Raw genomic sequence first — 23,004 nt, 5'->3', positions numbered from 1 at the left:
TATCGGTGGATTATTCCCAGTCAACGCCCAATTTATCACCCAAGTCACGTAAATCATCTACAACTGCTGTTAGCAATGGAATACCATTTGCTCTTCTTTCCGCTTCCAATTCACGTTCTGGGTCTCCCGGGATCAATACTTTCTCATGCCCATCTATTGGTGTAGCTTCTCTAAATCGGCCGATCCAATTGTCCATATGGTCTTTAAATTCATCTGCAGGTCTGAAAGCATCCACACGCATCGCGCCAAAGAAATGTCCCAAACCTTCTCCTACAGGATTAGGGTGTGGTTCCAAAAATGCGACGAAAGGAGGAACCCAAGGGCCATAATTGGCTCCGGATAGCACAGCTGAAAATATATCTACCACAGCCCCCAAGCCATAGCCTTTCTGAGAGCCATGCTCTCTGTCACCACCTAGGGGCAAAAGCGCACCTCCATCTTTGACGCCTAGTGGATCTGTTGTCGATTGGCCATCCTTGTCTTGAATCCAACCGCTAGGGGCTTGTTCTTTTTTCCTTTGTAAAATTTCTAATTTGCCATTGGCAGCAGTGGTGGTCGCCATGTCCAGCACAAAAGGTGGCTGGTTTTTCGCAGGAATGGCCACTGATATCGGGTTGGTGCCCAGAAGGCGTTCTTTTGAAAAAGTAGGGCTAACCAAGGGGCTTGCATTGGTTAGCGAAATGCCAATCATGTCATGTTGCAGCGCTTGCATGGCATGAACACCCGCAATGCCATAATGGTTGGAATTTTTGACCGACACCCAACCGGTGCCTGCTATTTTGGCTTTCTCGATGGCTACTTTCATGGCAAATGGAGCGACTACTAAACCTAAGCCCGCATCTCCTTCTACCACAGCGGTACTTGGGGTTTCATGCACTACCCTAACATTGGGCGTCGGATTTATCCTTCCGGCTTCCCATAGCCTTACGTAGCCAGATAATCGGGCGACACCATGTGAATCTACGCCTCGAAGGTCAGCAGAAAGAAGCACTGTAGCGGCTGTTTTCGCATCTGCTGCAGGGCATCCTATTTTTTGTAAAACAGCTATGGTAAACTTTTCTAATTGATGGTGGGTAAAATTCATTTTTGAACAAGCTATTGGGTGATCACTGCCACAAAAATGCAAAAAGTATAGGCGTATTGGAAGAACTTCCTTAATTTATTGCGAGGTAGCGAGGCTAGTATTTTTTTTCTCCGTCACTTTTACCATGGCTTCCGAAACGGCCCCTTCTTTTAAGGAATAAGTAGAACAAATCAGTTGGTCTGTTTGAACTAGTTGGGTAATAAAGCGAATCAGGCAGGAAGCCACGACGATCATGTCCACTCTCATTGGGATCATTCCTGGGATTTTAAGTCGTTTTGCTTTGTCTAGCAGCAAGAGGTCTGTTGCCATTGCTTTAAAAGCTGTTACTGGTAAAATGTGCTTGATGATTTTCCTGTCTTTTTTCTTTCCTTCTGCGGCCAAGTACATGTCTGTCAAAGTATCAAAGGTCCCTGAAGCACCAATCAGTTGTTCTGGAGCATGTTCATTTATGGCATTGGTAAGTGGTAGCAGCTTTTTGGATAGATAAGTAGAAAGTTTTTCCACTTCTTCAGGTAATATAGGGTCATGATAATGAAACAAGTCCAATAGTCTTTGCCCGCCTATTTCAAAACTACCTTTCCAGAGAATTTCTTCCTCATTGCCGATAATAAATTCTACTGAACCTCCTCCGATGTCCATCATCAAGGCATTTTCTACATTTAGGCAACCACTTAGGCGAATGCCCTTGTAAATCAACTCTGCCTCTCTTTCGCCATCTATAATTTGAGCTTCAATGCCGATTTGTTGTTTTATCTTTTTGATAAAGTCAAGCCCATTGTCAGCATTTCTGACAGCACTTGTAGCAAAGGTAAAAATTCGGGAGATGTCTTCTCCCTTTATGAGGTTTTGAAAATGCTGAAGGGTATGTAGGCCTCGTTTTTCTGCTTCCGGAAGGATAATGTTTTGATTGATGCCTCCCTGCCCGATTTTTACAGGAACTTTTTCCTGGTAAATAACCTCAAAACCACTGCTATCAAATGCTATCATTAGCAAATGAAAGGTATTGGTACCCATGTCTATAACTGCCGCCTTTTTCTTCATAAAACCTGGCTTTCAAAAGTTTGTGCGAATATATAAAGTTTCTCTAAAAATGTTGATAGCAAGTGGTTTTATATTCAAAAAAATGATGTTAAAAGCAACTCCAATAAACTTCAAACATTGAAAAATCATAAATATCAATAATTTAAACCTGTTTTAGAACAGTATTATTGGTTGTTGTGGGTCAAAATATTTGGACGTGTAAAAGGGTAGTATTTATGCTCAGTATATGAACAGGCACGACAATTGCACTTGTGATCAGCATAAAACTCCTGCCAATTAATTGAAAATGTATGAAGGTTAACGCATTGATGTATCCAATATTAACTGGTTTTGTTGTGATGGGACTTTTTTCTTGTGCGACCATACCGAAAGGTGCAGAAGCAGTAAAACCTTTCGATAAAGACAGATACCTAGGTAAGTGGTACGAAATTGCCAGAATGGATTTTAAGTTTGAAAAAAATTTGAACAACACCACGGCTGAGTACTCATTGAATGACAATGGGACCATTAAGGTTGACAATCAAGGGTACAATACCAAAAAAGAAAAATGGACGCAGGCATTAGGAAAAGCAAAATTTGTAGGTGATGAAAATATCGCAAAGCTTAAAGTTTCTTTCTTTGGCCCATTTTATTCTGGATACAATGTGATCGCCATTGACGACGATTATAAGTATGCTTTGATCGCAGGGGAAAGCCTGAAATATTTGTGGATACTTTCTCGTGAGAAAATGATCCCTGAAGAGGTAACGAAGGAATACTTAATGATTGCCGAGAAGATTGGCTACAATACTTCCGAGCTGATTTGGATAGAACACAACAAGGTAAATGAAGCGTTAACATTTCAAAAGTGGGAAGAGTTATAGCCTCAATGAATTTAAAACATTATTTTGCAATAGCAGTTAAAAATACGGGAATCCCAATTTAACCTTCTGAAAATTCGGGAAAGTTAAAGGAGGATATATTTATTTGATAGTTTAATAAAGTAAAACCATGGAGATTGATAATTACTATGATATTGTTGTTGAAAAATTAATTGGCTGGTCGGAGTTGCTGGTTAAAATGCTGCCCAACCTGGTGTTGGCAATAGTGGTGCTAATAGCATTTGTTTTTGCCGGTAAATTAATTAGGAACCTTAGTGAAAAATTACTCAATAGGGCTATTAATAATCAATCTCTGACTTCAATAATTTCAAAGGTCATTTATGTAATGGTTGTGACAATAGGTGCTTTTGCGGCATTGACTTTATTAGACCTTGATAAAACAGTATCTTCTTTACTTGCTGGTGCAGGGATCATTGGTTTGGCATTGGGTTTTGCCTTTCAAGACATTGCCACCAATTTTATTGCTGGATTTTTTATGGCCATCAAGCGTCCCTTTAAAATTGGGCAAGTCATTCATTGTGAAGGACACAGCGGTATCATAAAACATATTGGAATACGCACGACAGAAATCACCTCGTTTCAGGGTCAGGAAGTGATTATTCCCAATAAAATGCTTTTTCAAAACCCTTTGGTAAATGATTCAGAAAATACCTATAAAAGAATAGACCTAAATGTAGGGGTATCTTATGGTGAAGATTTGGAGCGTGTAAGGGACATAGCCATTGAATCTGTGAGAAACACGCCTAATATTAACAAAAACAAGGACATTGACCTTGTTTATTTGGCTTTTGGGAGCAGCTCTATAGATTTTAGAATTATGATTTGGGTGGAATTTAAAAGTCAACTCGAATTCTTGAAAAGTCAAAGTGAAGCGATTATAGCCATCAAAAAAGCTTTTGATAAAGAGGATATAATGATTCCGTTCCCAATCAGAACATTGGATTTTGGAATCAAGGGTGGAGAAAAATTGAATGAGGTGTTTCCACAAGAAACGATGCAAGTGAATTCTGGAAAAGAAGCCAACCAATAGCCTCAAGAAAGGCAAATGCGGAAATAGTGTTTGAATTTACCTACATCGTGACAATTTCTTTAAAGCTATTCATTATAAAAATAAACTACTAAATTAGGAGATGAATTGTAGCGAGGTATTCTTGCGGCAAGTGTAATGAAAGCTTGGTTACCAATTGGTGTTGGACACAATGAGTCGGTATTTCTCAAATAACAAAAAAACAAAGCACTCGAACAGAAGTTTAAATTTGATCGGGACCTTTACACTTGTGGCAATATTTTCTGGGATTTTACTCTTCCTTACCAGCCAAAAACAATATCAACAGGTACTCAAGTCTTATTGTGGAGATTTTGGGTTTTATGGCAAGTCTTTAGTCCTTATGAAGGACAGCACATTTAGATTTAGTTATCATGGTTGTAGTCAGGACAATGGTTATGTAAGCGGGACATGGGAGGATAACGGAGAAACCTTAACATTCACACCCAATCAAATAGATGAAAATTTAGATTTCCAATACCAACCTAGCAACTACGAACTTGTGCCATTGAATAAATCTGTAGATGAAAAAATTACGTTATGTGAAAATTACATGGCGGATTGGGACTGTCGAATTTCGAGCATAGGGAAAAATTTAGAGAGTTTGCACGTTGAAAGGCTATGAAATAAAACCCCATTTTTTGGACATATCAAAAGAAATCCGACTCAAGGTAAAGAAACGAAATACCCTGAAAGGAGTAACTTTTGAATTTGAGGTAGGCAAAGAGAATTTCTACTTTATGGAAAGTTGGTTTGAAAAACCTGACGGCCAGGAGATGGCTGATGGTATTGTTAATACAGAATAAAAATAAGCTTTTAGTAAACGAAAACACTTCAGGCTGCTCAAACCCAGACTTTTAAGCCTGAGGATATGGGTAAAATCAGCCTGATTTATTGTGGTTTCGATGAAAGTTTTGCGGCTTATTATGGTGCATAAGTACATACAATAGATGTTTTTTAACCTTGCTTTGAATAAAAAAGGAATTCCCCACCTAATTTCAACACCAGCATTATTTATTTAGTAATTGATTTTAGGAAACCAATCCACCAGTTAGATTTTTTCCCTTAAAATAATATTAACATTCAATTTGTTGCATATGCAACTATCGTTGTTATATTTGCATCAAATTCTAATAAAATGAATAAAGAATGTAATGGAGACAATACAGAGTATGGTATTTTACCATGGCTCGGTAAAACTGTAAAACACATTGATATTTTTATCAATAACAACCTGAAGCAGGCAGGTATTGATTTGACAAAAAAGCAAATGCTCGTGCTTAAAGCATTGTCCATGAAAGGGCCTTTGCCACAGAATGATTTGGCCTTTATAACGGAAAGAGACAAGGCTTCTTTGGTGAGGTTTATCAATACCTTAGAAAAGAAAAATCTTGTTGCGAGAATACCATCCCCTACTGATAAAAGGATCAATATGGTTCACCTTACAAAGCATGGTGAAAAAGTGTTTCAGGATACGGTTCCTGTCTTTAGAAAGTTAGTATTACAAATTCAAGAAAACATACCGGAAGAGGAGCTGGAGCAGACAGCAAGGACCCTGGATAAAATGAAAGAAAATATTGAGAATTTAAATAGTGGTTGCAATAGCAACTAATATGTATGAAAAGAAAAATTATAATAATTGGCGTAAGTGTTTTAATCTTGGCTGTTGGCTTTTTTGTTTCTAATCTTCTGAAAGAAAGTAAAAAAATACCTGTAAAGAACAAAGGTATTTATACGGCTACAGTGTTTACAGAAACCATTAAAAATTCGACATTGCCTTTAGAATTGACAGCCACCGGAAGTTTGGAAGCCAAGAATAGGGTGGAGCTTTATGCTGAAGTGCAGGGTATTATGACTTCGCCTGTAGGCAGTTTTAAAGAAGGGGCTACATATAAAAAAGGTAGCGCTTTGGTTGCAGTTGAGTCTGATGTTTATCGGGCTGGATTGATGTCACAAAAAAGTAGCCTGCAAAATTTGGTGACTGCTGCCTTGGCGGATCTTCGTCTGGACTATCCTTCCTCATTTTCAAAGTGGAACGACTTTCTAATGCAAATTGAGGTAAATAGTCCCCTTCCTTCTTTGCCAGAACCAGCAACGGATAAAGAAAAAATGTTTATCACTGGACGAAATATTTATTCCACCTATTATAGTGTGCGAAACATGGAATTGACGCTGGGTAAATACAATATTACAGCTCCCTTTGATGGTGTGCTAGTGGAGGCTTTGGTAACGCCAGGTTCGCTGATCAGACCTGGACAAAAATTGGGTGTTTTTATCCAGCCATCGATTTTTGAAATTGAAGCACCCGTTAATGCCAGCATGATTGGCCTTCTTAAAATTGGCCAAAAGGTAGACGTAAGCTCAACCAATAATGGATCTCAAAAGTGGATAGGGGAGATTACAAGAATTAACAGATTGGTGAATAGTGAAACGCAAACTACCAACGTGTACATTCAACTTCGTGGTGACGGATTAGAAGAAGGAATGTTTGTGAAGACCAATATTATGGCAACAGAAATAGAAAATGCTTACGAGTTGAGCAGAAGTGTGATTTTTGATAAAAATCAGGTTTTTGTAGTTGAAGATTCTTTGCTTGTTCAAAAAACAATAGAGCCTGTTTATTACAACGAAAAATCAGTAGTGATAAGAGGGCTAGCCGATGGCGAGAAAACATTGTCCAAATTGCCTACAGGTGCTTATCCGGGAATGAAAGTTTCCATTTACAACGAGCAATAACGGTGGTTTCTGTTTTGCATTATTGGTACAATTTTTCATTAATCCTGAGTTAAGCAATGAAATCAATAATAACACATTTTATTAAATTCCCAGTTGCCGTAAATGTCATTATTCTAGCAGTAGTGGTATTGGGCGCCTTCGGGATGTTATCGCTCAAATCTAGTTTCTTCCCTTTACAAGATTCTAAATTTATTGACATCACCATTAGCTACCCAGGTGCTTCTCCAGAAGAAATGGAAGAAGGCGTGGTTTTAAAAATTGAAGACAATTTAAGAGGTATTGTAGGTATTGACCGCTTTACTTCTGCCTCCTCAGAAAATACTGCAAGCATTAATGTGGAGGCCATAAAAGGTTACGACATTGATATTTTATTGGCTGACGTAAAAAATGCGGTCGACAAAGTACCTTCGTTTCCAGCAGAAATGGAGCCGCCAGTTGTGGCCAAAAACGAAAATTTAAATGTGGCCATTGAACTGGAATTGAGTGGAAAAGACATCCCCTTGAAAACACTAAAAACAATTGGCAGAGAAATTGAAAATGACCTGCGTGGTATAGATGGTATTTCTCAGATAGTCATTACAGGCTTTCCTGATGAAGAAATCACAGTTTCAGTCAACGAAGAGGTTTTGCGTTCCTATAATTTAACCTTCAGCGATGTGGCCAGTGCGGTGGCCAATAACAATATTCTGGTGACTGGTGGCGCCATTAAAACCGAAGCGGAAGATTATCTTATACGGGTAAACAATCGTTCATACTACGGGAAGGAGCTTAATAATATTATTTTAAAAACAGAAGAGAATGGTGCCATTGTGACTTTGGAAGATGTGGCTATTACGGAAGATGCATGGTCCGAAACGCCCGATCGAAGTTACTTCAACAATCAATCCTCTATTTCTTTTCAAATAAGCACTACCAACAATGAAGATTTAATTGAAGCGGCTGAAAATGCCACCATTTATGCGGGAGAATTTAACGAAACCCATAACAATATTCAGTTGAATGTAACCAATGATAGGTCTCAAATAATTGTGGAACGTACCAAACTTTTATTGGTCAATGGTGCACAGGGAATTGCTTTGGTATTGTTTTTTCTTTCCTTGTTTTTACGGCCTAGACTGGCAGCGTGGGTGGCTTTTGGCATTCCCATCTCCTTTATGGGAATGTTTATGGTAGCCTCTTATTTTGACATTACGATAAATGTACTTTCCCTATTTGGGATGATTATCGTAATTGGGATTCTGGTGGATGACGGTATTGTAATCGCTGAAAATATTTTTCATCATTATGAAAAAGGGAAGACCCGTGTTCAAGCGGCCATAGATGGAACCATGGAAGTTTTGCCGGCCATTACCTCAGCGATCATTACCACATTGGTGGCCTTCTCGACTTTCTTTTATCTAGACGGAAGGCTGGGAGAGTTTTTTGGCGAGGTATCTATAGTGGTAATTCTTACCTTGGCATTTTCACTTTTTGAAGCACTCGTGATTCTTCCGGCACACATTGCCCACTCCAAAGCGCTTTCTAAGGATCAAAAAATATATTGGTTCAATGAAAGGGCCACTACATTCTTAGATTATTTACGTGACAAACTCTATAGCCCCGTACTGCATTTCTTTATGGAATTTAAAATTTTAGGATTTTCAATTCTTATTGCTTTGTTCGTAATTACCACGGGAGCAATGGAAGGCGGAATTATCAGGACTACCTTCTTTCCGATAATTGCTTCAGATCAGGTGAATGTTACCCTAAAAATGCCCCAGGGAATTAACCCTATGGTGACAGACTCCATTATTTCTGAAATAGAACAAGTGGCCATTGAGGTGAACAAAGAGTACACAGCCCAGCAGACAGGTGGCAAAGATGTTTTTCAAAGCATTATTAAAAGAATTGGTCCTGGAACGGCTAATGCCTCGCTAAAAATAAACCTGCTACCAGGAGAGGAACGTGACTTTACAGCTTCTGAAATTGCTGGTTCTATTGCACAAGCAGCAGGGGAATATCCTTCTGCTGAGAGCCTAACCTTTGATGCGGGAGCAAGCTTTGGTGGTAAACCTGTTTCTGTTTCTTTATTGGGCTACAATATTGAGGAACTTAAAGCTGCCAAATTAGAGCTTAAAGAAAAATTGAAAGAAAACACCCTGTTGCGTGATATCAGCGACAATGACCCTGCTGGGATTAACGAAATTAATGTTGAATTGAAGGATAAAGCTTATTTATTGGGCTTTACCCTTAGCGATGTGATTGGCCAGGTACGTGCGGGCTTTAATGGGTTGCAAGTGCAAAGGTTCCAAAGAGGGCAAGACGAAATAATTGTTTGGGTGCGATATGAAAGAGAAGGTCGTTCGTCAATTTTGAATCTCGACAATATGCACATCGTAAGTGCATCTGGAAATCGTGTTCCACTTAGCGAAATTGCAACCTATTATATTGAACGGGGAGAAATTACTATCAATCACTTGGATGGAAAGCGTGAAATCAAAGTTGAGGCAGACTTGAAAGATCCAAAAGAGAGTTCATCGGATATCATTACAGATGTGAGAGAAAATATCATGCCTGAAATCATATCAAAATACCCAACGGTATCTGCCTTGTATGAAGGCCAAAACCGCGAAGCAGGAAAAATCAGTGCCTCTGCCAGCAAGGTTTTTCCTATTATCATCTTCTTAATTTTAATCATAATCGGGTTTACTTTCCGCTCATACTTGCAGCCGGTTTTATTAATGGTGATGATTCCATTTAGTTTGATCGGCGTCGCTTGGGGCCACTGGCTGCATGACTTTCCTATCAATATGCTTTCCCTACTTGGTATCATAGCACTTATAGGTATTGTGGTGAATGATGGATTGGTGCTTATAAGTAAATTCAACAACTATTTGCAGGAAGGTTTCAGTTTTGATGATGCGCTTATCCAAGCGGGAAAATCTAGGTTTCGCGCCATCTTTTTAACATCGCTTACAACCATAGCTGGATTATCCCCTCTTATTTTAGAAAAAAGTAGACAAGCCCAATTTTTAATCCCTATGGCCATTGCCATTGCTTACGGGATAGCCATTGCCACCATACTTACCTTGATCATGTTGCCAATGCTTCTATCTGTTGGCAATGGATTAAAAGTATACACAATTTGGCTTTGGGAAGGGAAGAAGCCTTCAAAAGAATCTGTAGAGCCTGCAATTGAGGAACTAGAAGAGCTACACGAAAACGATGAATCAACTCATAATGCATAAAATAATGAGCATACAAAGAGACAATAGCACAATTGTGCAGCCCAAGCTGCTACTGTTTACCCTTATTGCCTATCTGGTATTTACTTCTTCCAGCACAGTAGTAAAAGGTCAAGAAATGCTTTCGAGGGAAGAAGCTATGGGTTTAACACTCGATCATAATTACGATATTAAAGTAGCCGAAAAATCTTTAGAAGTAGCTGATAACAATCAGAGTATTTATAACACGGGTTTTTTACCTACCCTATTTGCCAATGGAAATGCAGGTATTTCTGGTTACCAAGGTCAAAACCAAACGGTCAATGGGGATATAAATTACAACCCAACCGATGCCTATAATTACAGTGCTTCAGTAGGTGTAGATTATGTGTTGTTTAACGGCTATGGAAGAATGTACAACTACAAGCAACTTAAGGAATTGTACAATATTTCTGAATTGCAAGCCAGACAAATTATTGAGAATACGATTTTAGAATTGTCCAATTCCTACTTCTTAACGGCGCAATTAACCGAAAGTGTTAGCATTTTAGAAAATGCACTAAGCATTTCAACCACAAGAATGCTACGTGCCCAATATAGTTTTGAGTATGGGCAAACCACTCAGATAGATGTGTTGAATGCGCAAGTGGATGTAAACAATGACAGTATCAATTTACTCAATACCATTCAGGAGTTAGAAAATTCGAGGCGTAATTTAAACCTAATTATGGGTAGAGAAATTGAAACAGATTTTGCAGTAGATACTACGGTTAATTTTGCCATGCCGGGAACAAAAGAAGATTTGATAGACCAGGCTTATAACCGAAATGTATCCATACAGCAAACCAACAGTCAATTGCGCAATAGCGAGTTTGCCTTGAAAGCGAGTCAATCTGGTTGGTTTCCTGCTTTGTCTTTGAATGCGGGATACAATTATTCAGGAAATCAAAATCCGGCAGGGGCTTTTGTTACGGGTAGTTACAATTTAGGTCCTCAGGCGGGACTTTCTTTGGCATGGAATGTTTTCGATGGGGGAAGCACACGTGTAAGGAGTCAAAATGCTCGTGTAGAAATAAAAAGGCAACAAATATTAAAAGAGGAGACCGAGTTCTCAGTGAAGCGAGATGTGCTCAATGCTTATGGTTCGTATCAGAACTCTTTGTTTGTTTACTATGCCGAAAAGGCAAACCTGCAAACAGCCACCAAAAACTTTGAGCGCAGCGATGATTTGTACAAACAAGGACAAATCAATTCCATAGAATTTAGACAAGCGCAGTTAAACTTGTTAAATGCACAAAACAACCAAAGCATTGCCAAATACAACGCTAAGTATGAAGAATTGAAGCTCAAACAGCTTGCTGGTATTCTGTTAGAAGATTAAACGCAGGTATTCTTGGGGGAGGGAGATCTAAGCGCTATGGTGAGCCGAAGAAAAACTTATAGGGCTATTTCAATTCAATGTTTACAAAAAGATTAGCGTTTAATTCAAAATTCAATTGGATGAACCTTTTTTACCACGGGCTCTTGCCCGTGGTTTTTGCATTTTTAGCCTTTGCTGTATAGAAAATAATTACACTTTATATTTATCCAGAAAATCCAGGGGATACTCAATAATCGTAAGGTTTGAAATATTGCTTCCAGCTTGTAAATCATAGCTACTATCGAACCTGCCCTGAAGTTTCTCAATCAGGGCCTGCCCTAAATTAAAGGTTACAGCCTATTTATTGCACTAACAGATGGAGGGCAAATTACTACGCCGCTTCATAATTCATTTTGGGGAGACTACTTTGGGATGTTGAAAGACAAATTTGGCATTGCTTGGATGAGGCGCTTTACCGACCAGCAAATGGAAAATACAACTAGTAATTGATCATTATTTTGCCCTTTTTTTACAGAAAAAAATGATTCTGATTTTCCATTAATTGGATTCTCTATTAGCATTAGAAATATTTCTTCTTCGTTTTTGTCCATATAGTAGATGCCCATTGCTCTGTAGTGAAGGTTTTTTTGTAATGAACCTAGCCTAACAACCAATTGCCTGGCCAATTCGGGGTATGCTTATATGGCTTGTTTTTTAATCGGGAATTGAGAACGATTAATTGTCCTTTTTGAAGGTTTATGATTAACATTTTGTATGTCAATAAACTTAATAGGTCTATTTTTTTTCAGGCATGTTGCTTCATTGTCAGTATAGTACGATCTAAAAATAAATTTTAAATAATTAGTTATAAGTTTGTGATTTTACAAAAGTAATTCTACATTTGTAGAATTATGTATTAAGATATAGAGCTATGCAATTACCGAAAAAAGAAGCGCAATTGATGGAGTTAATTTGGAAGCAGGAAAAAGTCTTCATGAAAGACCTTATTCAATCTTACCCTGATCCAAAACCTGCCACTACAACGATTGCTACTTTGTTAAAAAGGTTGCAAGACAAAGGTTTTGTTGCCTATAAGGTGTTTGGAAATTCTCGGGAGTATTATCCTTTGGTAAAGAAGGTGGATTACTTTTCTAAGCATGTGAAGGGAATGATAAAAAATTTCTTTGACAATTCACCGCTGCAGTTTGCCTCATTTTTTACCACAGCTACAATCCTTACCATAGCTGAATTAGAAGACCTTAAAAAAATTGTAGATCAGGAAATTAAAGGAAAGGAAAAATGACAGTTTACCTTATCAAAATAATTGTATGTTCTGCATTGTTTGCGGTTTTCTACAAAGTGATTTTAGAGAAAGAAAGAATGCACCGATTCAATAGGTTTTACCTACTTGGCAGTTTGATATTCTCCTTCTTTGTCCCCTTCATTACTTTTACCCAGGAGCTGCAAGCGTTACCAATAGTCGAAAAAGTAATCACTGAATCGGTGTTTTTTTCAGGGGCTGAGAATGCGCAACAAATAGTGGCTTCTAATGAGACCCATTACCTATTTCTTATTTCATTGACCATCTACGTGACCATTACAACCATTATGTTTTTCAGGTTTTCAATAAACCTGAAAGCGATATTAAACAAAGCATGGACAAATGCTATCATACCATTTAGAAACTGCAAGCTCATTCTTTTAGACCAAAGTGTAAGGCCACATAGTTTTTTAGACTATATATTCCTCAATGCGGATGATTACAGGAGTGGGAATATCGAACAAGAAATTATCTTTCATGAACTGGTACATGTAAAACAAAAGCATTCATGGGATATCTTGATCATAGAAATCGTCCAAATTCTATTTTGGTTTAACCCCTTTATATTTCTTTACCGGAAGGCCATAATGCTGAACCATGAATTTTTAGCAGACGAGGCAGTTATTAAGGAATATACAGATGTTAAAGCCTATAAGATTTTGCTGCTTGAAAAAATAAGTGAGCAAGCAGGATCATTTATTACAAGTTCATTTAACCATTCTATAACCAAAAAACGATTACTTATGATGACAAAAACCAAATCATTTCGAAACAGTTTGTGCAGGCAATTAGCCATTGTCCCTCTTTTGGGTATTGCAGTGTTTTTTTTCAGCACAATAACCATTGCACAAGAGGAAACCGAGGCTGTCCAGCCAAAACAAATTGTCGTTCCATCTACGACGGACGGGGCTACCCCTGCCCAACTTGCTGAGTACAATGAAATGGTGGACAAAGCAAAAAATGACAAAGGACGTCCTGTGGAATACAAAATTTCTAAGGATGACGAGGAAAGATTACAAACCTTGTTTTTATTAATGAATAAGGAGCAACAGGCACACCAAATCATAGTGTTTAGGCCCTTACCTCCACCTATGAAAAAATCAATTCCCACAGAGCAACAAATTGAGGACTGGAAGGATCCTAAAATGTTTGGCGTTTGGATAGACGGGAAACGAATCAATAATGAAGAGTTGAATGGTTACACCAATACTGATTTTGGGCAACTATTTGTTAGCAAACTTGAAAAGAATGCTACAAATTATGGTAAACATTTTTATCAAGTAGATCTAATGACGAATGCTCATTATTCCTCCTATTATAAAAGGGTGGTAGTAGGCCAAAATAAATATTATATGAACTTTCGAGTAAGTCAATAACTGGGTGTTATAAAAATAATTGTATTGTCAATCTAAAAATAAAAGCACAATGAAAAGTCCTAGAATTTTATAGCCGACAATTATATCGGTTGTTAGCAGAAGTGAACTTGTATAATCATTGAAAATGCAAAAAGGGGTTAATCATCCTCTTTTTGCATTTTTCGTTTATGTTATGCCCAGGTTTCAAAGATTAGAGAAAAGACGATTATTATTTCCGCCTCATGCCTATACTTTTCACTGAAGTAAAAGCCCCAGCGCAAATCTTAAGAGAGAAGGCTTGTGCTTTAATTTCATGTCTGTGCGCTTGTAGTATGCTTTTTATTGCTAATTTTAGTGGTGTTAAATACTATAACCTTGGCGAAGTAGGGCTTCATTTTCAGATTTGAAATAGCTTTAATATTTGGCGATGGGGTATTGGGATCATTTTAAGCTTTTTAACTGGAACTATGGCAAGGAATAATTTGCCAAGGGGAAATGCGATATTATGGTCAGCTATCAAAACCTCACTTCTGCGTTCAAGAGAAAGTTTTATTTTGTAAATCTTTAAGGATTAAATGGATACTGAAACGGAAGACAATATTTTTTTGAGAGGAGGCGGAGAAATGGGTAAGCTCATCAGGGCTAGAGATTGGGGCAACACACCACTTGGTGATCCAAGTACATGGCCGCAACCTTTAAAAACCATGGTAAGCGTCATGTTAGACAATCCTTTTGGTATGTACATCGCATGGGGAAAAGAATATACGCAAATCTACAATGATGGCTATCGTCCTATATTAGGTGCTACCAAACATCCTCAAGCATTAGGTATAAGCACTAGGGAAACATTTTCCGAAATTTGGCATATCATTGGGTCTATGTTCGACGGGGTAATGGAAGGTGAAGCTGTAGGGTTTCCGGATCTAATGCTGCCATTAGACAGAAATGGATACATTGAAAATTGTTATTTCGATTTTGCTTATAGTCCTATTAGATTAGCGTCTGGGGAAGTGGGAGGAGTCTTGGTAACAGTAATTGAAACAACATCAAAAAAAATAATTGAAAGCGACCTTATAGATAATAAAAATGACTTAGAATTTGTTATTGAGGCTGCTCAGTTAGGTACATACGATTACAACCCATTGACCAATACGCTCTCAGGCAATGACAGATTGAAGGCTTGGTTTGGTTTTCCTCCCAATGAACAGATCGAATTTGAACAGTCCATTGCTGCTATTGCAGAGACAGATAGAGAGCGAGTATCACAAGCCATTAGTGAAGTTTTGAAATACTCCTCTGGAGGTATTTACGATATCGAATATACAATTGTAAATGCGGTAACTAAAAAAGAAACCATCGTCCATGCAAAAGGAAAAACCATATTTAATAAAGATAAAATTGCTTACCGGTTAAATGGAACTTTACAAGACGTGACTAATCGGGTATTGGCAAGAAAAAAAATAGAAGAAAGTGAAAGAAGCCTCAGGCTTATGATCCTGCAGGCACCCGTAGCCATATCAATATTCAGGGGATCCAATTACATTGTAGAGATTGCCAATAAATATGCGTTGGAACTATGGGGTAGAAGGGAAGAGGAAATGCTCAATATGCCGCTACTAGAAGCAATGCCAGAAATCTCCTCCCAGGGAATTAAAGATTTACTGGACGATGTCTTCCGCACAGGGAAACGTTTTGCCACGCCCGAAAGGCCGGTTCAACTTTTAAGAAATGGTGTTTTGGAAACAGTTTATATCCATTTTTCCTATGAGGCCTTGTATGATACGGACGGGAAAATCAATGGCATCATGGCCATAGGTTATGACGTTACACCCCAGGTAGCAGCAAGAAAAACAGTAGAAGCGAGTGAAAAACGTTATCATAATCTCATCCACTCTTCCCCATCCTCAATTGCTATTTTATCCGGAAAGGATTTAGTGATAACGATTGCCAATGATATCATTTTAAAATATTGGGGCAAAGGAGAAGACGTTTTAGGGAAACCTTATTTTGAGCTTTTACCAGAATTGGCCGAACAAGGGTATGCTAAGGTGTATGATAAAGTATATAAAACAGGAATTCCTTTTACGGCCCTTGAGACGCCTGTTCAAATCTTGCAACATGGTAAGATGACCATGAATTATTTCAATTTCACTGTATATCCCCAGCGTGATATGGATGGGAACATTGATGGCCTTGGCATAATTGCCTCAGAGGTCACTTCCCAAGCCATATTGAATAATAAAATTAAAGAAAGCGAACAAAGCATTCGGTCTTTAGTGGAGAGTGCGCCATTTCCTATAGGGGTTTTTGTAGGTGAAGAAATGCGGATCTCTCTTGCCAACCAATCCATTATGGACGCATGGGGAAAAGGGAATGATGTTGTTGGTAAATTATATTCCGATATCCTTCCTGAGTTTGAGAACCAACAAATATTTGATCAGATTCGTCAGGTATTGCGCACAGGGATGCCTTTTAAGGCTAAAAATCAAAAAGTGGACATTGTAATAAATGGAGAATTAAAATCTTATTATTATAACTATAATTTTACGCCAATTCTGGATGCTTCTGGTCGTGTCTATGCCGTAATGAATACAGCAGCGGAGGTGACCGAAATACATGAGGCCAAGCAAAAGGTAGAAGAAGCACTTTCAGAAATTAAACTTTTTAAGTTTATGGCTGATACAGCTGCCGATCCCTTTATCCTGATGGAGGCAGACGGGAGTTTTACCTATCTTAATAATTCTGCTCTAGAGAAATGGGGCTATACTGAGCAAGAAATGTCCTTGTTGAAAGTGCCTGATGTAGACACTATTTTTAATGATGAAAAATACAGAGAGGCCTTTAGGCGTGCACAAAGGGAAATAATTCCTCCTTTTGAAACCATGCATAAAAACAAACAAGGCCATGTATATCCAGTAGAAATTAACATGGGAGGTGTTCAGGTAGACAAGAAAACGATGCTGTTTGCCATTGCACGTGATATTACGGAACGAAAAAAAGCCGAACAGGATGTCTATGATGCATTTCAAAAAGTAGAGGAAAGTGATAAAAGATTCCGGAATTCAGTAAAGCAAGCCCCACTCGGTATTGTGATTTTTCGGGGACCTGAAAATGTGATTGATATAGCAAATGAAAATTATTTACAAATAGTAGACAAGTCGGAAGAGCAATTTGTGGGCAAACCACTATTTGAATCATTGCCAGAAGTGGAGAAAACCATAGCGCCTATTATAGCCGATATTTATAAAACGGGTAATGCTTTTTATGGATATGAATTCCCTGTAAATATAAATCGTCATGGCAAAGCAGCAATAGGCTATTACAATTTTGTTTACCATCCATTAAAAGAAAAAAATACGATTACAGGAATTATGGTGGTAGCCACTGAGGTAACAGCCACTGTAAAGGCAAAGCGTCTTATTGAGGAGAATGAGGACAAACTCAAACTTATCATTGAAGCCAGCGAACTGGGTATTTGGGATCTTAATATTAAGACTCAAGTCATGACTGGCTCTGACCGTTGCTTTGATATTTTAGGCTTTTCGAATACTAAGAATTTAACTCAGGAAGAGCTTATTACCCATGTGCATCCTGATGATGTCAAGCTTAGAGCCGAGGCATTTGAAAAAGCTTATGAAGTTGGGGTTTTACATTATCAAATTAGAATTGTATGGGCAGACCAATCGCTTCATTGGAAAGACGTAAAAGGCAAGGTTTATTATGATGAGAATAACAAACCTGAAAGAATGCTTGGGACCGTGCGGGACATTACGGAAGAAAGAACTTTTCATCAACGGTTATTATTGAGGGAGGAGAAATTTCGCTTGTTGGCCGATTCCATGCCACAGTTCATCTGGACAGCAGAACCAAATGGAAATATTAATTATTTTAATCAATCCGTATTTGATTATTCAGGATTAACCCCAGAACAATTGTACAACGATCAATGGATACAGATTGTGCACCCTGATGAAAAGGAGGAAAATATCAAACAATGGATCAATGCGGTACATTCTGGAAAAGACTTTCTGTTTGAACATCGTTTTCGCAAGTACGATGGTGAGTATCGCTGGCAGTTAAGCAGAGCAATTCCGCAAAAGGATGCAGATGGAACCATAAAAATGTGGGTGGGCACAAGTACGGATATTCAAGAGCAAAAAATGTTTACAAATGAACTGGAGAAGATGGTTCAATTGCGTACAAATGAGTTGCAACATAAAAATGTGGACCTTGAAAAAATGAATAAGGAGTTGCAGTCATTTGTGTATATCTCTAGTCATGATTTGCAGGAACCATTACGTAAAATCCAGATATTTGCATCTCGGATTCTAGAATCGGAATATGCGGCATTGTCAGAAAACGCCCAGAAATATTTTACGAAAATGCATAAATCCGCATTTCGTATGCAAAATTTAATTCAAGATCTCATTGCCTATTCCAGGACCAATGACCAAGAATTAAATTATGAAGTTGTCGATCTAATAGAAATTATTGAAGACACGAAAGAGGTTTTAAGTGAAGAATTGGAGCAAAACAATGTGACATTTGAGCTCGAAAACCTAAGCAAAGTCAAAGTTGTACTTGTCCAATTCAGGCAGGTAATTGTTAATTTGGTAAGTAACGCTATTAAGTTCACCAAGGAGGATCATGCTTCCATTATAAAAATTAATTGTGAAACTATAGAAGGAAAGAAAACTGGAATCGAATCATTAAATAATCACCAACGCTACTGCCATATAAGATTTGCCGATAATGGAATTGGTTTTGATCAGAAGTATCATGGGAAAATCTTTGAAGTATTTCAACGCTTGCATAGTAAAGACGCCTATTCAGGAACAGGTATAGGGTTGGCTATTGTAAAAAGAATAATTGAAAATCATGAAGGTGTTATTTTGGCAACGGGTGAAATAAATAAAGGAGCTATTTTCGATATTTATATTCCTGAAAAGTAATTTATATTAATAGGGTCCCAACAGCTTGCTTTAAACCAGTTTTAGATAGGTATCGAATTACCTGTGCTGATCTCTTATCAGAGGAAAGTTGTGATTTTAATAAAATTAGGCTGTTTGGAGACTTTACCATAGCGAGGCTATGGTGAGAGGGGTAGGGTGAATAAGTATTTGATTATAAATTAATTACAACGGATGACAAAAGACCTGTAGCATGCTTTGGGTTAAAATGTCGTAAGAATGCCGTAAGCTAACCGCTATCAAAATATATTTTCTTAAATAACTTTGAAGGAAATTATAAAAAAAATATGGGTGTGATTGGTAAAATAATTTGTGAATCAAGAAAAGCTAAAGGGTTAACTCAAGAGGAATTAGCAGAAATGTCTAAAGTGAATTTGAGAACAATTCAGCGGATTGAAAACAAAGAAAGTGACCCTCGTGGTAAAACTTTAAGTTTAATTTGTGAAGCCCTTGAGTTAAACATAGAAGAGGTGCTGAATAGTGATAAACAGCACAATGAAAATAGGGTAAAATCAGATTTGGTTCACGGATACAAATTAGCTCCTAAAGGAATCAGATTTTTAGCCAATCTGACAGAGTTTATCATCTTTTACGTAATTTTTATAGGGCCGATTGTGCTATTTAAAATCTTTACCAAAGATTTACACGCTATTACTGGGGCATTTGTAAAAGTTGAGCATTATGCTCTTTTTTCACTTTTTATTGGAGGTGTATTGTATCCGGTTTTTTCAGGGAATTTAGGTCACAAGATTTACAATTTAAAAGTCATCAGCGCTGAATCTGGAGCTGATTATAAGAAAGCCTTTGAAGGGGCTATTCGTGAGTTTTTAAAATTCGGTTCAAGCATCCTTTTAATTCCGATGATATGGTTGCTTTGGGACAATAAAAACCAAAACCTTTATGATAAGTTGACCAAAACTTTTGTTGTTGAAAGAGATTGAAATAGTAATTTGAAAATCCACATTCATCTTTTCTGCTAAAACATAGGTTGATGTTTCATCTGGCCAAGTATACTTTTCATATAAATTATAAATATTTAAATGGCTTATTATTAGTGATATAGCCCATTTATGAATGGGTTTTTAAAAAATTAAATGCTGCAAAAATTATTTTTTTCATCTTGCCCGATCCAATCGCCCTACTTGTTTCGTTACTCCATAAAAATATAACCTAAACAAATATTTTTATGAAAAAATACATGTGTAATTCCTTGTTTATAGCATTATTCTATGCTTTTACATCAGTTTTTTTGATGTCTTGTGATGAGATTTTTGACAAAAATCCAGTCAAAAATCCCTCTACAATGGCTCCTGATGTATCGTTTACAGCTTTGACAGATGACAATAAAATCGCTTGGTTCAATGCCCAAAGTCTTAAAAACCCCAGTAAAACCCTATCTATTTCTGGTTTGCCTTCCGGTGAACAAGTAATTAGTATAGATTACCGACCTGCTACTGGCCAGCTTTATGGACTAGGTATGTCCAGCAGGTTATACATTATCAACGAACAATCAGGTGTAGCGACTTCATTAGGAGAAAATTCCTTCTCTCTTGGAATAATGGGGGACAATGCTTCCATCGATTTCAACCCAATAGTGGATAGGGTTAGGTTGGTCACGCAAAGTGGTCAGAACCTCAGGCTGCATCCTGAACTTGGAACAGTAGTAGCTGAAGACGGTTCTATCAATGGAGGTAATCAGCCGCTAATAGGAGCAGTGGCATATACCAACTCAATGGCAGGAGCTACCAGTACTAAACTCTATGACATAGATTTTTCTTCCAATAAACTTTACTTACAGATTCCTCCTAATGATGGCGGCTTAGAAGAAGTTGGAGACCTGGGAGAAGATTTTATGGGTATGGGAAATTTGGACATAAGTCCGGATAATAAAAATGCCTTTGCGGTCACTTTAAATGAAGGTATATCCAAATTGTACACAATAAATTTGAATAATGGAAATGCAGATTGGTTGGGTGATTTTTCCATTCCAGTTTTGGGTATTGCTTTTAAGACGGATCCAGTGGCTTATGCGACCTCTATAGATGATTACTTGTTTAGGTTTAATCCTATGAATCCTGGAGATGATAAAGTGGCCCTTACTGGATTAATGGATGGCGAGCACATCATAGGCTTGGATTTTCGTGCAATGAATGGTTCTCTTTTTGGAATTAGTAATCAAAGCAGGTTATATACAGTTAACACTTCCAATGGGGCATTGACCCAAGTAGGTTCTCAGTTAGATCCAATGTTCCATTCCGCCCAAAGTGTAGGGTTTGATTTTAATCCTACCGTAGATAGAATCAGGTTGGTGACCAGTTCAGGAGAGAATTTCAGACTCCATCCCGATTTAGGAACTGTTGTGGCTATAGATGGAGACCTGAAGCCAGGAGATCCTATGGTAAATGGAGCTGCTTATACCAATAATATTCCTAATGCATCTACCACTGAATTATTTGTGCTTGACAGTAAGGTCAACAAATTGTTCAAACAAGATCCACCAAATGATGGTGTATTGGTAGAAATAGGCGATTTAGGAACCAGTATTTTTGAAGGGAATGGATTTGATATTGGTGGCGATTCAGGAATTGCTTATGCGCTAATTAAAGCGGATGGTGCTTACGGTATATATACGATCAACCTGAATACGGCAAAAATAACCAAAACTGCTGATTTCAATTTTGATGTGGTTTCCATGTCTGTCGGCTTAGGCTTTTAAAAATTCTTTTTTAATTCTCAGGTTTTAATTTTTTCGGAAGGTTTATATTCTTGGTTTAAGAGAATTAAATTTTAGATGAAACGATTAAATCCGTTACCTTTTAACATAGAGAGGCTACCCAATATGTGGGTAGCCTCTCTTTTAAATCTGAACCTATTTAGCAAAAGAATCTGGCCAGGTACAGGGATAAACCTTTTTTCCGTTTACTTCACGGATCCAGGAATCGAATTTTCTTTCTCCCTCTGTCAAAACAATGATTCTAGCTCCTTCCACAGGGGCTTTTCTATATGTTTTCGTTTTGGTAACCCTTCCATAGGCCAAGGCCACATCGTGATGAACACCGATATAATCGTTGTTATGGTCATGTCCGACAAAGGTACCCATGATGTCTTTAGACTCCAGCATGGCTGCAAACATGCCAGTGTTGATTTCTGGTCCACATTCATCTTCTTTTCTTTGACCGATGGCTTTGACTTCTTTATTGCTCCATGCTTGGTAATATTCAGGCAAAGGAATATGGAAAAATGCAATTGCTGGTAAAGGTTCATTATTGTTTGCCTTGGTGTATTGCTGGCTCTTTTCTTTGTACCAATTGACTTGGGATTGATCAAACCAGCCCCATCCGTCCACCTGAGGTTTTAACGTACTGTAGGCATTTGAATCCATTATATAAACAAGGGCTTCGGATGTATTCTCCTGACTTTTAACGGGAAAAATGAAATTGGAATTTCCATAGGTTTCGCCCCTATCATTATTCAAGCAATAGTCTAAACTTTGAAGTAACTCTGCCACTTCTTTTCTGGAGAGATCGGCTTGAGAATCGTGGTTTCCAAGGGTTACTATCCAAGGCATTTTTGCCTCCTTAAATACTTTTTCAAATGCTTGATAGGTCTTTTTGGGGTTTCCGTCAGTGGCAATATCTCCTGTCAAAACCACCAGGTCTGGTTTTTCAATTTCAAGTATTATTTTTATGGTGGTAAATACTTCAAGATTTTTACTTGCCTCTACGTTTACATGGGTGTCCGTAAATTGGACGACTTTAAATTTATTGTTTTTGTTAAACTTCAGGTTAGCGAGTTGTTGTGATTGAGCCGTAGTAGTAAATATGAGAAGGGCAAAAAAGGTTAAAAGCGATTTCATAAATGATAACGATGAGAATTTTACTAACAAAAATTAAGAAAACCAGTATTGTTTAAGATTGGCTTTAATTGGCAACTGACAATGGTTCATCCATTGAATTACCATAATTATTACCCTACAAACCAGTCGATGGTCTATCATGCTATGTTTTT

Annotated in this window: 16 protein-coding genes; 13 read left to right on the top strand and 3 right to left on the bottom strand. The window is 37.8% G+C overall.

The annotated features are described in order from the left end of the window. Nucleotides 1–10: 10 nt before the first annotated feature. Nucleotides 11–1,084 (bottom strand): Ldh family oxidoreductase, encoded by a 1,074-nt coding sequence (locus tag AAC073_RS08605; protein ID WP_339923446.1) that lies wholly within the window; start codon nt 1,082–1,084, stop codon nt 11–13. A gap of 75 nt (nt 1,085–1,159) precedes the next feature. Further along, the gene (locus tag AAC073_RS08600) at nt 1,160–2,125 is read right to left on the bottom strand and encodes an exopolyphosphatase (protein WP_339923445.1); all 966 of its coding nucleotides are present in this window, start codon (nt 2,123–2,125) and stop codon (nt 1,160–1,162) included. Between the two features lie 290 nt (nt 2,126–2,415). On the opposite strand from AAC073_RS08600, the gene AAC073_RS08595 reads away from it, so the two are divergent. The 13 genes from AAC073_RS08595 to AAC073_RS08535 all read left to right on the top strand — a co-directional run bounded on the left by AAC073_RS08595 (nt 2,416) and on the right by AAC073_RS08535 (nt 21,712). Further along, entirely contained in the window at nt 2,416–2,988 is a 573-nt protein-coding gene (locus AAC073_RS08595) for a lipocalin family protein (protein WP_339923444.1), read from the top strand. A gap of 127 nt (nt 2,989–3,115) precedes the next feature. Further along, entirely contained in the window at nt 3,116–4,036 is a 921-nt protein-coding gene (locus AAC073_RS08590) for a mechanosensitive ion channel domain-containing protein (protein ID WP_339923443.1), read from the top strand. A gap of 226 nt (nt 4,037–4,262) precedes the next feature. Further along, nucleotides 4,263–4,676 (top strand): hypothetical protein, encoded by a 414-nt coding sequence (locus AAC073_RS08585; RefSeq protein ID WP_339923442.1) that lies wholly within the window; start codon nt 4,263–4,265, stop codon nt 4,674–4,676. Nucleotides 4,677–4,692: 16 nt separating this feature from the next. Then, nucleotides 4,693–4,857, top strand: a complete 165-nt coding sequence (locus AAC073_RS08580) for a hypothetical protein (protein WP_339923441.1) — start codon at nt 4,693–4,695, stop codon at nt 4,855–4,857. Nucleotides 4,858–5,189: 332 nt separating this feature from the next. After that, on the top strand, nt 5,190–5,663 hold the full coding sequence (locus AAC073_RS08575) for a MarR family transcriptional regulator (protein ID WP_339923440.1): 474 nt from the start codon (nt 5,190–5,192) through the stop codon (nt 5,661–5,663). A 5-nt stretch (nt 5,664–5,668) separates the two neighbouring features. Continuing rightward, complete coding sequence (locus AAC073_RS08570) at nt 5,669–6,787, top strand: HlyD family efflux transporter periplasmic adaptor subunit (RefSeq protein WP_339923439.1); 1,119 nt, start codon at nt 5,669–5,671, stop codon at nt 6,785–6,787. A gap of 56 nt (nt 6,788–6,843) precedes the next feature. Further along, nucleotides 6,844–10,014 (top strand): efflux RND transporter permease subunit, encoded by a 3,171-nt coding sequence (locus AAC073_RS08565; RefSeq protein WP_339923438.1) that lies wholly within the window; start codon nt 6,844–6,846, stop codon nt 10,012–10,014. 4 nt (nt 10,015–10,018) lie between these two features. Further along, nucleotides 10,019–11,371 carry a TolC family protein gene (locus AAC073_RS08560; RefSeq protein WP_339923437.1) on the top strand — a complete coding sequence of 451 codons (1,353 nt, stop codon included), beginning with the start codon at nt 10,019–10,021 and terminating at the stop codon, nt 11,369–11,371. 910 nt (nt 11,372–12,281) lie between these two features. Beyond that, nucleotides 12,282–12,653, top strand: a complete 372-nt coding sequence (locus AAC073_RS08555; protein WP_339923436.1) for a BlaI/MecI/CopY family transcriptional regulator — start codon at nt 12,282–12,284, stop codon at nt 12,651–12,653. Then, nucleotides 12,650–14,047, top strand: a complete 1,398-nt coding sequence (locus tag AAC073_RS08550) for a M56 family metallopeptidase (protein WP_339923435.1) — start codon at nt 12,650–12,652, stop codon at nt 14,045–14,047. The genes AAC073_RS08555 and AAC073_RS08550 overlap by 4 nt, the downstream gene beginning before the upstream one ends. Nucleotides 14,048–14,601: 554 nt before the next feature. Continuing rightward, nucleotides 14,602–18,978 carry a PAS domain S-box protein gene (locus tag AAC073_RS08545; protein ID WP_339923434.1) on the top strand — a complete coding sequence of 1,459 codons (4,377 nt, stop codon included), beginning with the start codon at nt 14,602–14,604 and terminating at the stop codon, nt 18,976–18,978. A 311-nt stretch (nt 18,979–19,289) separates the two neighbouring features. Further along, nucleotides 19,290–19,937, top strand: coding sequence for a helix-turn-helix domain-containing protein (locus AAC073_RS08540; RefSeq protein ID WP_339923433.1), 648 nt, complete (start codon nt 19,290–19,292; stop codon nt 19,935–19,937). A gap of 245 nt (nt 19,938–20,182) precedes the next feature. Continuing rightward, a complete protein-coding gene (locus AAC073_RS08535; RefSeq protein WP_339923432.1) occupies nt 20,183–21,712 on the top strand; it encodes a DUF4394 domain-containing protein in 1,530 nt (509 codons plus the stop codon). Nucleotides 21,713–21,865: 153 nt separating this feature from the next. On the opposite strand, the gene AAC073_RS08530 is transcribed toward AAC073_RS08535, so the two are convergent. Further along, on the bottom strand, nt 21,866–22,852 hold the full coding sequence (locus tag AAC073_RS08530) for a metallophosphoesterase family protein (protein ID WP_339923431.1): 987 nt from the start codon (nt 22,850–22,852) through the stop codon (nt 21,866–21,868). Nucleotides 22,853–23,004: the final 152 nt, after the last annotated feature.

Origin of the sequence: uncultured Cyclobacterium sp., from assembly GCF_963977555.1 — a bacterium.
Lineage (GTDB): Bacteria > Bacteroidota > Bacteroidia > Cytophagales > Cyclobacteriaceae > Cyclobacterium.
Note: the sequence above shows the minus strand (reverse complement) of the source record. Positions and strands in the feature narration are given on the sequence as shown.

Excerpts from the sequence above, each read along its gene's own strand:
- AAC073_RS08575 (WP_339923440.1), top strand. The coding sequence starts at position 5,190 with ATGAATAAAGAATGTAATGGAGACAATACAGAGTATGGTATTTTACCA.
- AAC073_RS08555 (WP_339923436.1), top strand. The coding sequence starts at position 12,282 with ATGCAATTACCGAAAAAAGAAGCGCAATTGATGGAGTTAATTTGGAAG.
- AAC073_RS08560 (WP_339923437.1), top strand. The coding sequence starts at position 10,019 with ATGAGCATACAAAGAGACAATAGCACAATTGTGCAGCCCAAGCTGCTA.
- AAC073_RS08605 (WP_339923446.1), bottom strand. The coding sequence starts at position 1,084 with ATGAATTTTACCCACCATCAATTAGAAAAGTTTACCATAGCTGTTTTA.
- AAC073_RS08595 (WP_339923444.1), top strand. The coding sequence starts at position 2,416 with ATGAAGGTTAACGCATTGATGTATCCAATATTAACTGGTTTTGTTGTG.
- AAC073_RS08565 (WP_339923438.1), top strand. The coding sequence starts at position 6,844 with ATGAAATCAATAATAACACATTTTATTAAATTCCCAGTTGCCGTAAAT.
- AAC073_RS08590 (WP_339923443.1), top strand. The coding sequence starts at position 3,116 with ATGGAGATTGATAATTACTATGATATTGTTGTTGAAAAATTAATTGGC.
- AAC073_RS08530 (WP_339923431.1), bottom strand. The coding sequence starts at position 22,852 with ATGAAATCGCTTTTAACCTTTTTTGCCCTTCTCATATTTACTACTACG.
- AAC073_RS08550 (WP_339923435.1), top strand. The coding sequence starts at position 12,650 with ATGACAGTTTACCTTATCAAAATAATTGTATGTTCTGCATTGTTTGCG.
- AAC073_RS08535 (WP_339923432.1), top strand. The coding sequence starts at position 20,183 with ATGAAAAAATACATGTGTAATTCCTTGTTTATAGCATTATTCTATGCT.
- AAC073_RS08545 (WP_339923434.1), top strand. The coding sequence starts at position 14,602 with ATGGATACTGAAACGGAAGACAATATTTTTTTGAGAGGAGGCGGAGAA.
- AAC073_RS08570 (WP_339923439.1), top strand. The coding sequence starts at position 5,669 with ATGAAAAGAAAAATTATAATAATTGGCGTAAGTGTTTTAATCTTGGCT.
- AAC073_RS08600 (WP_339923445.1), bottom strand. The coding sequence starts at position 2,125 with ATGAAGAAAAAGGCGGCAGTTATAGACATGGGTACCAATACCTTTCAT.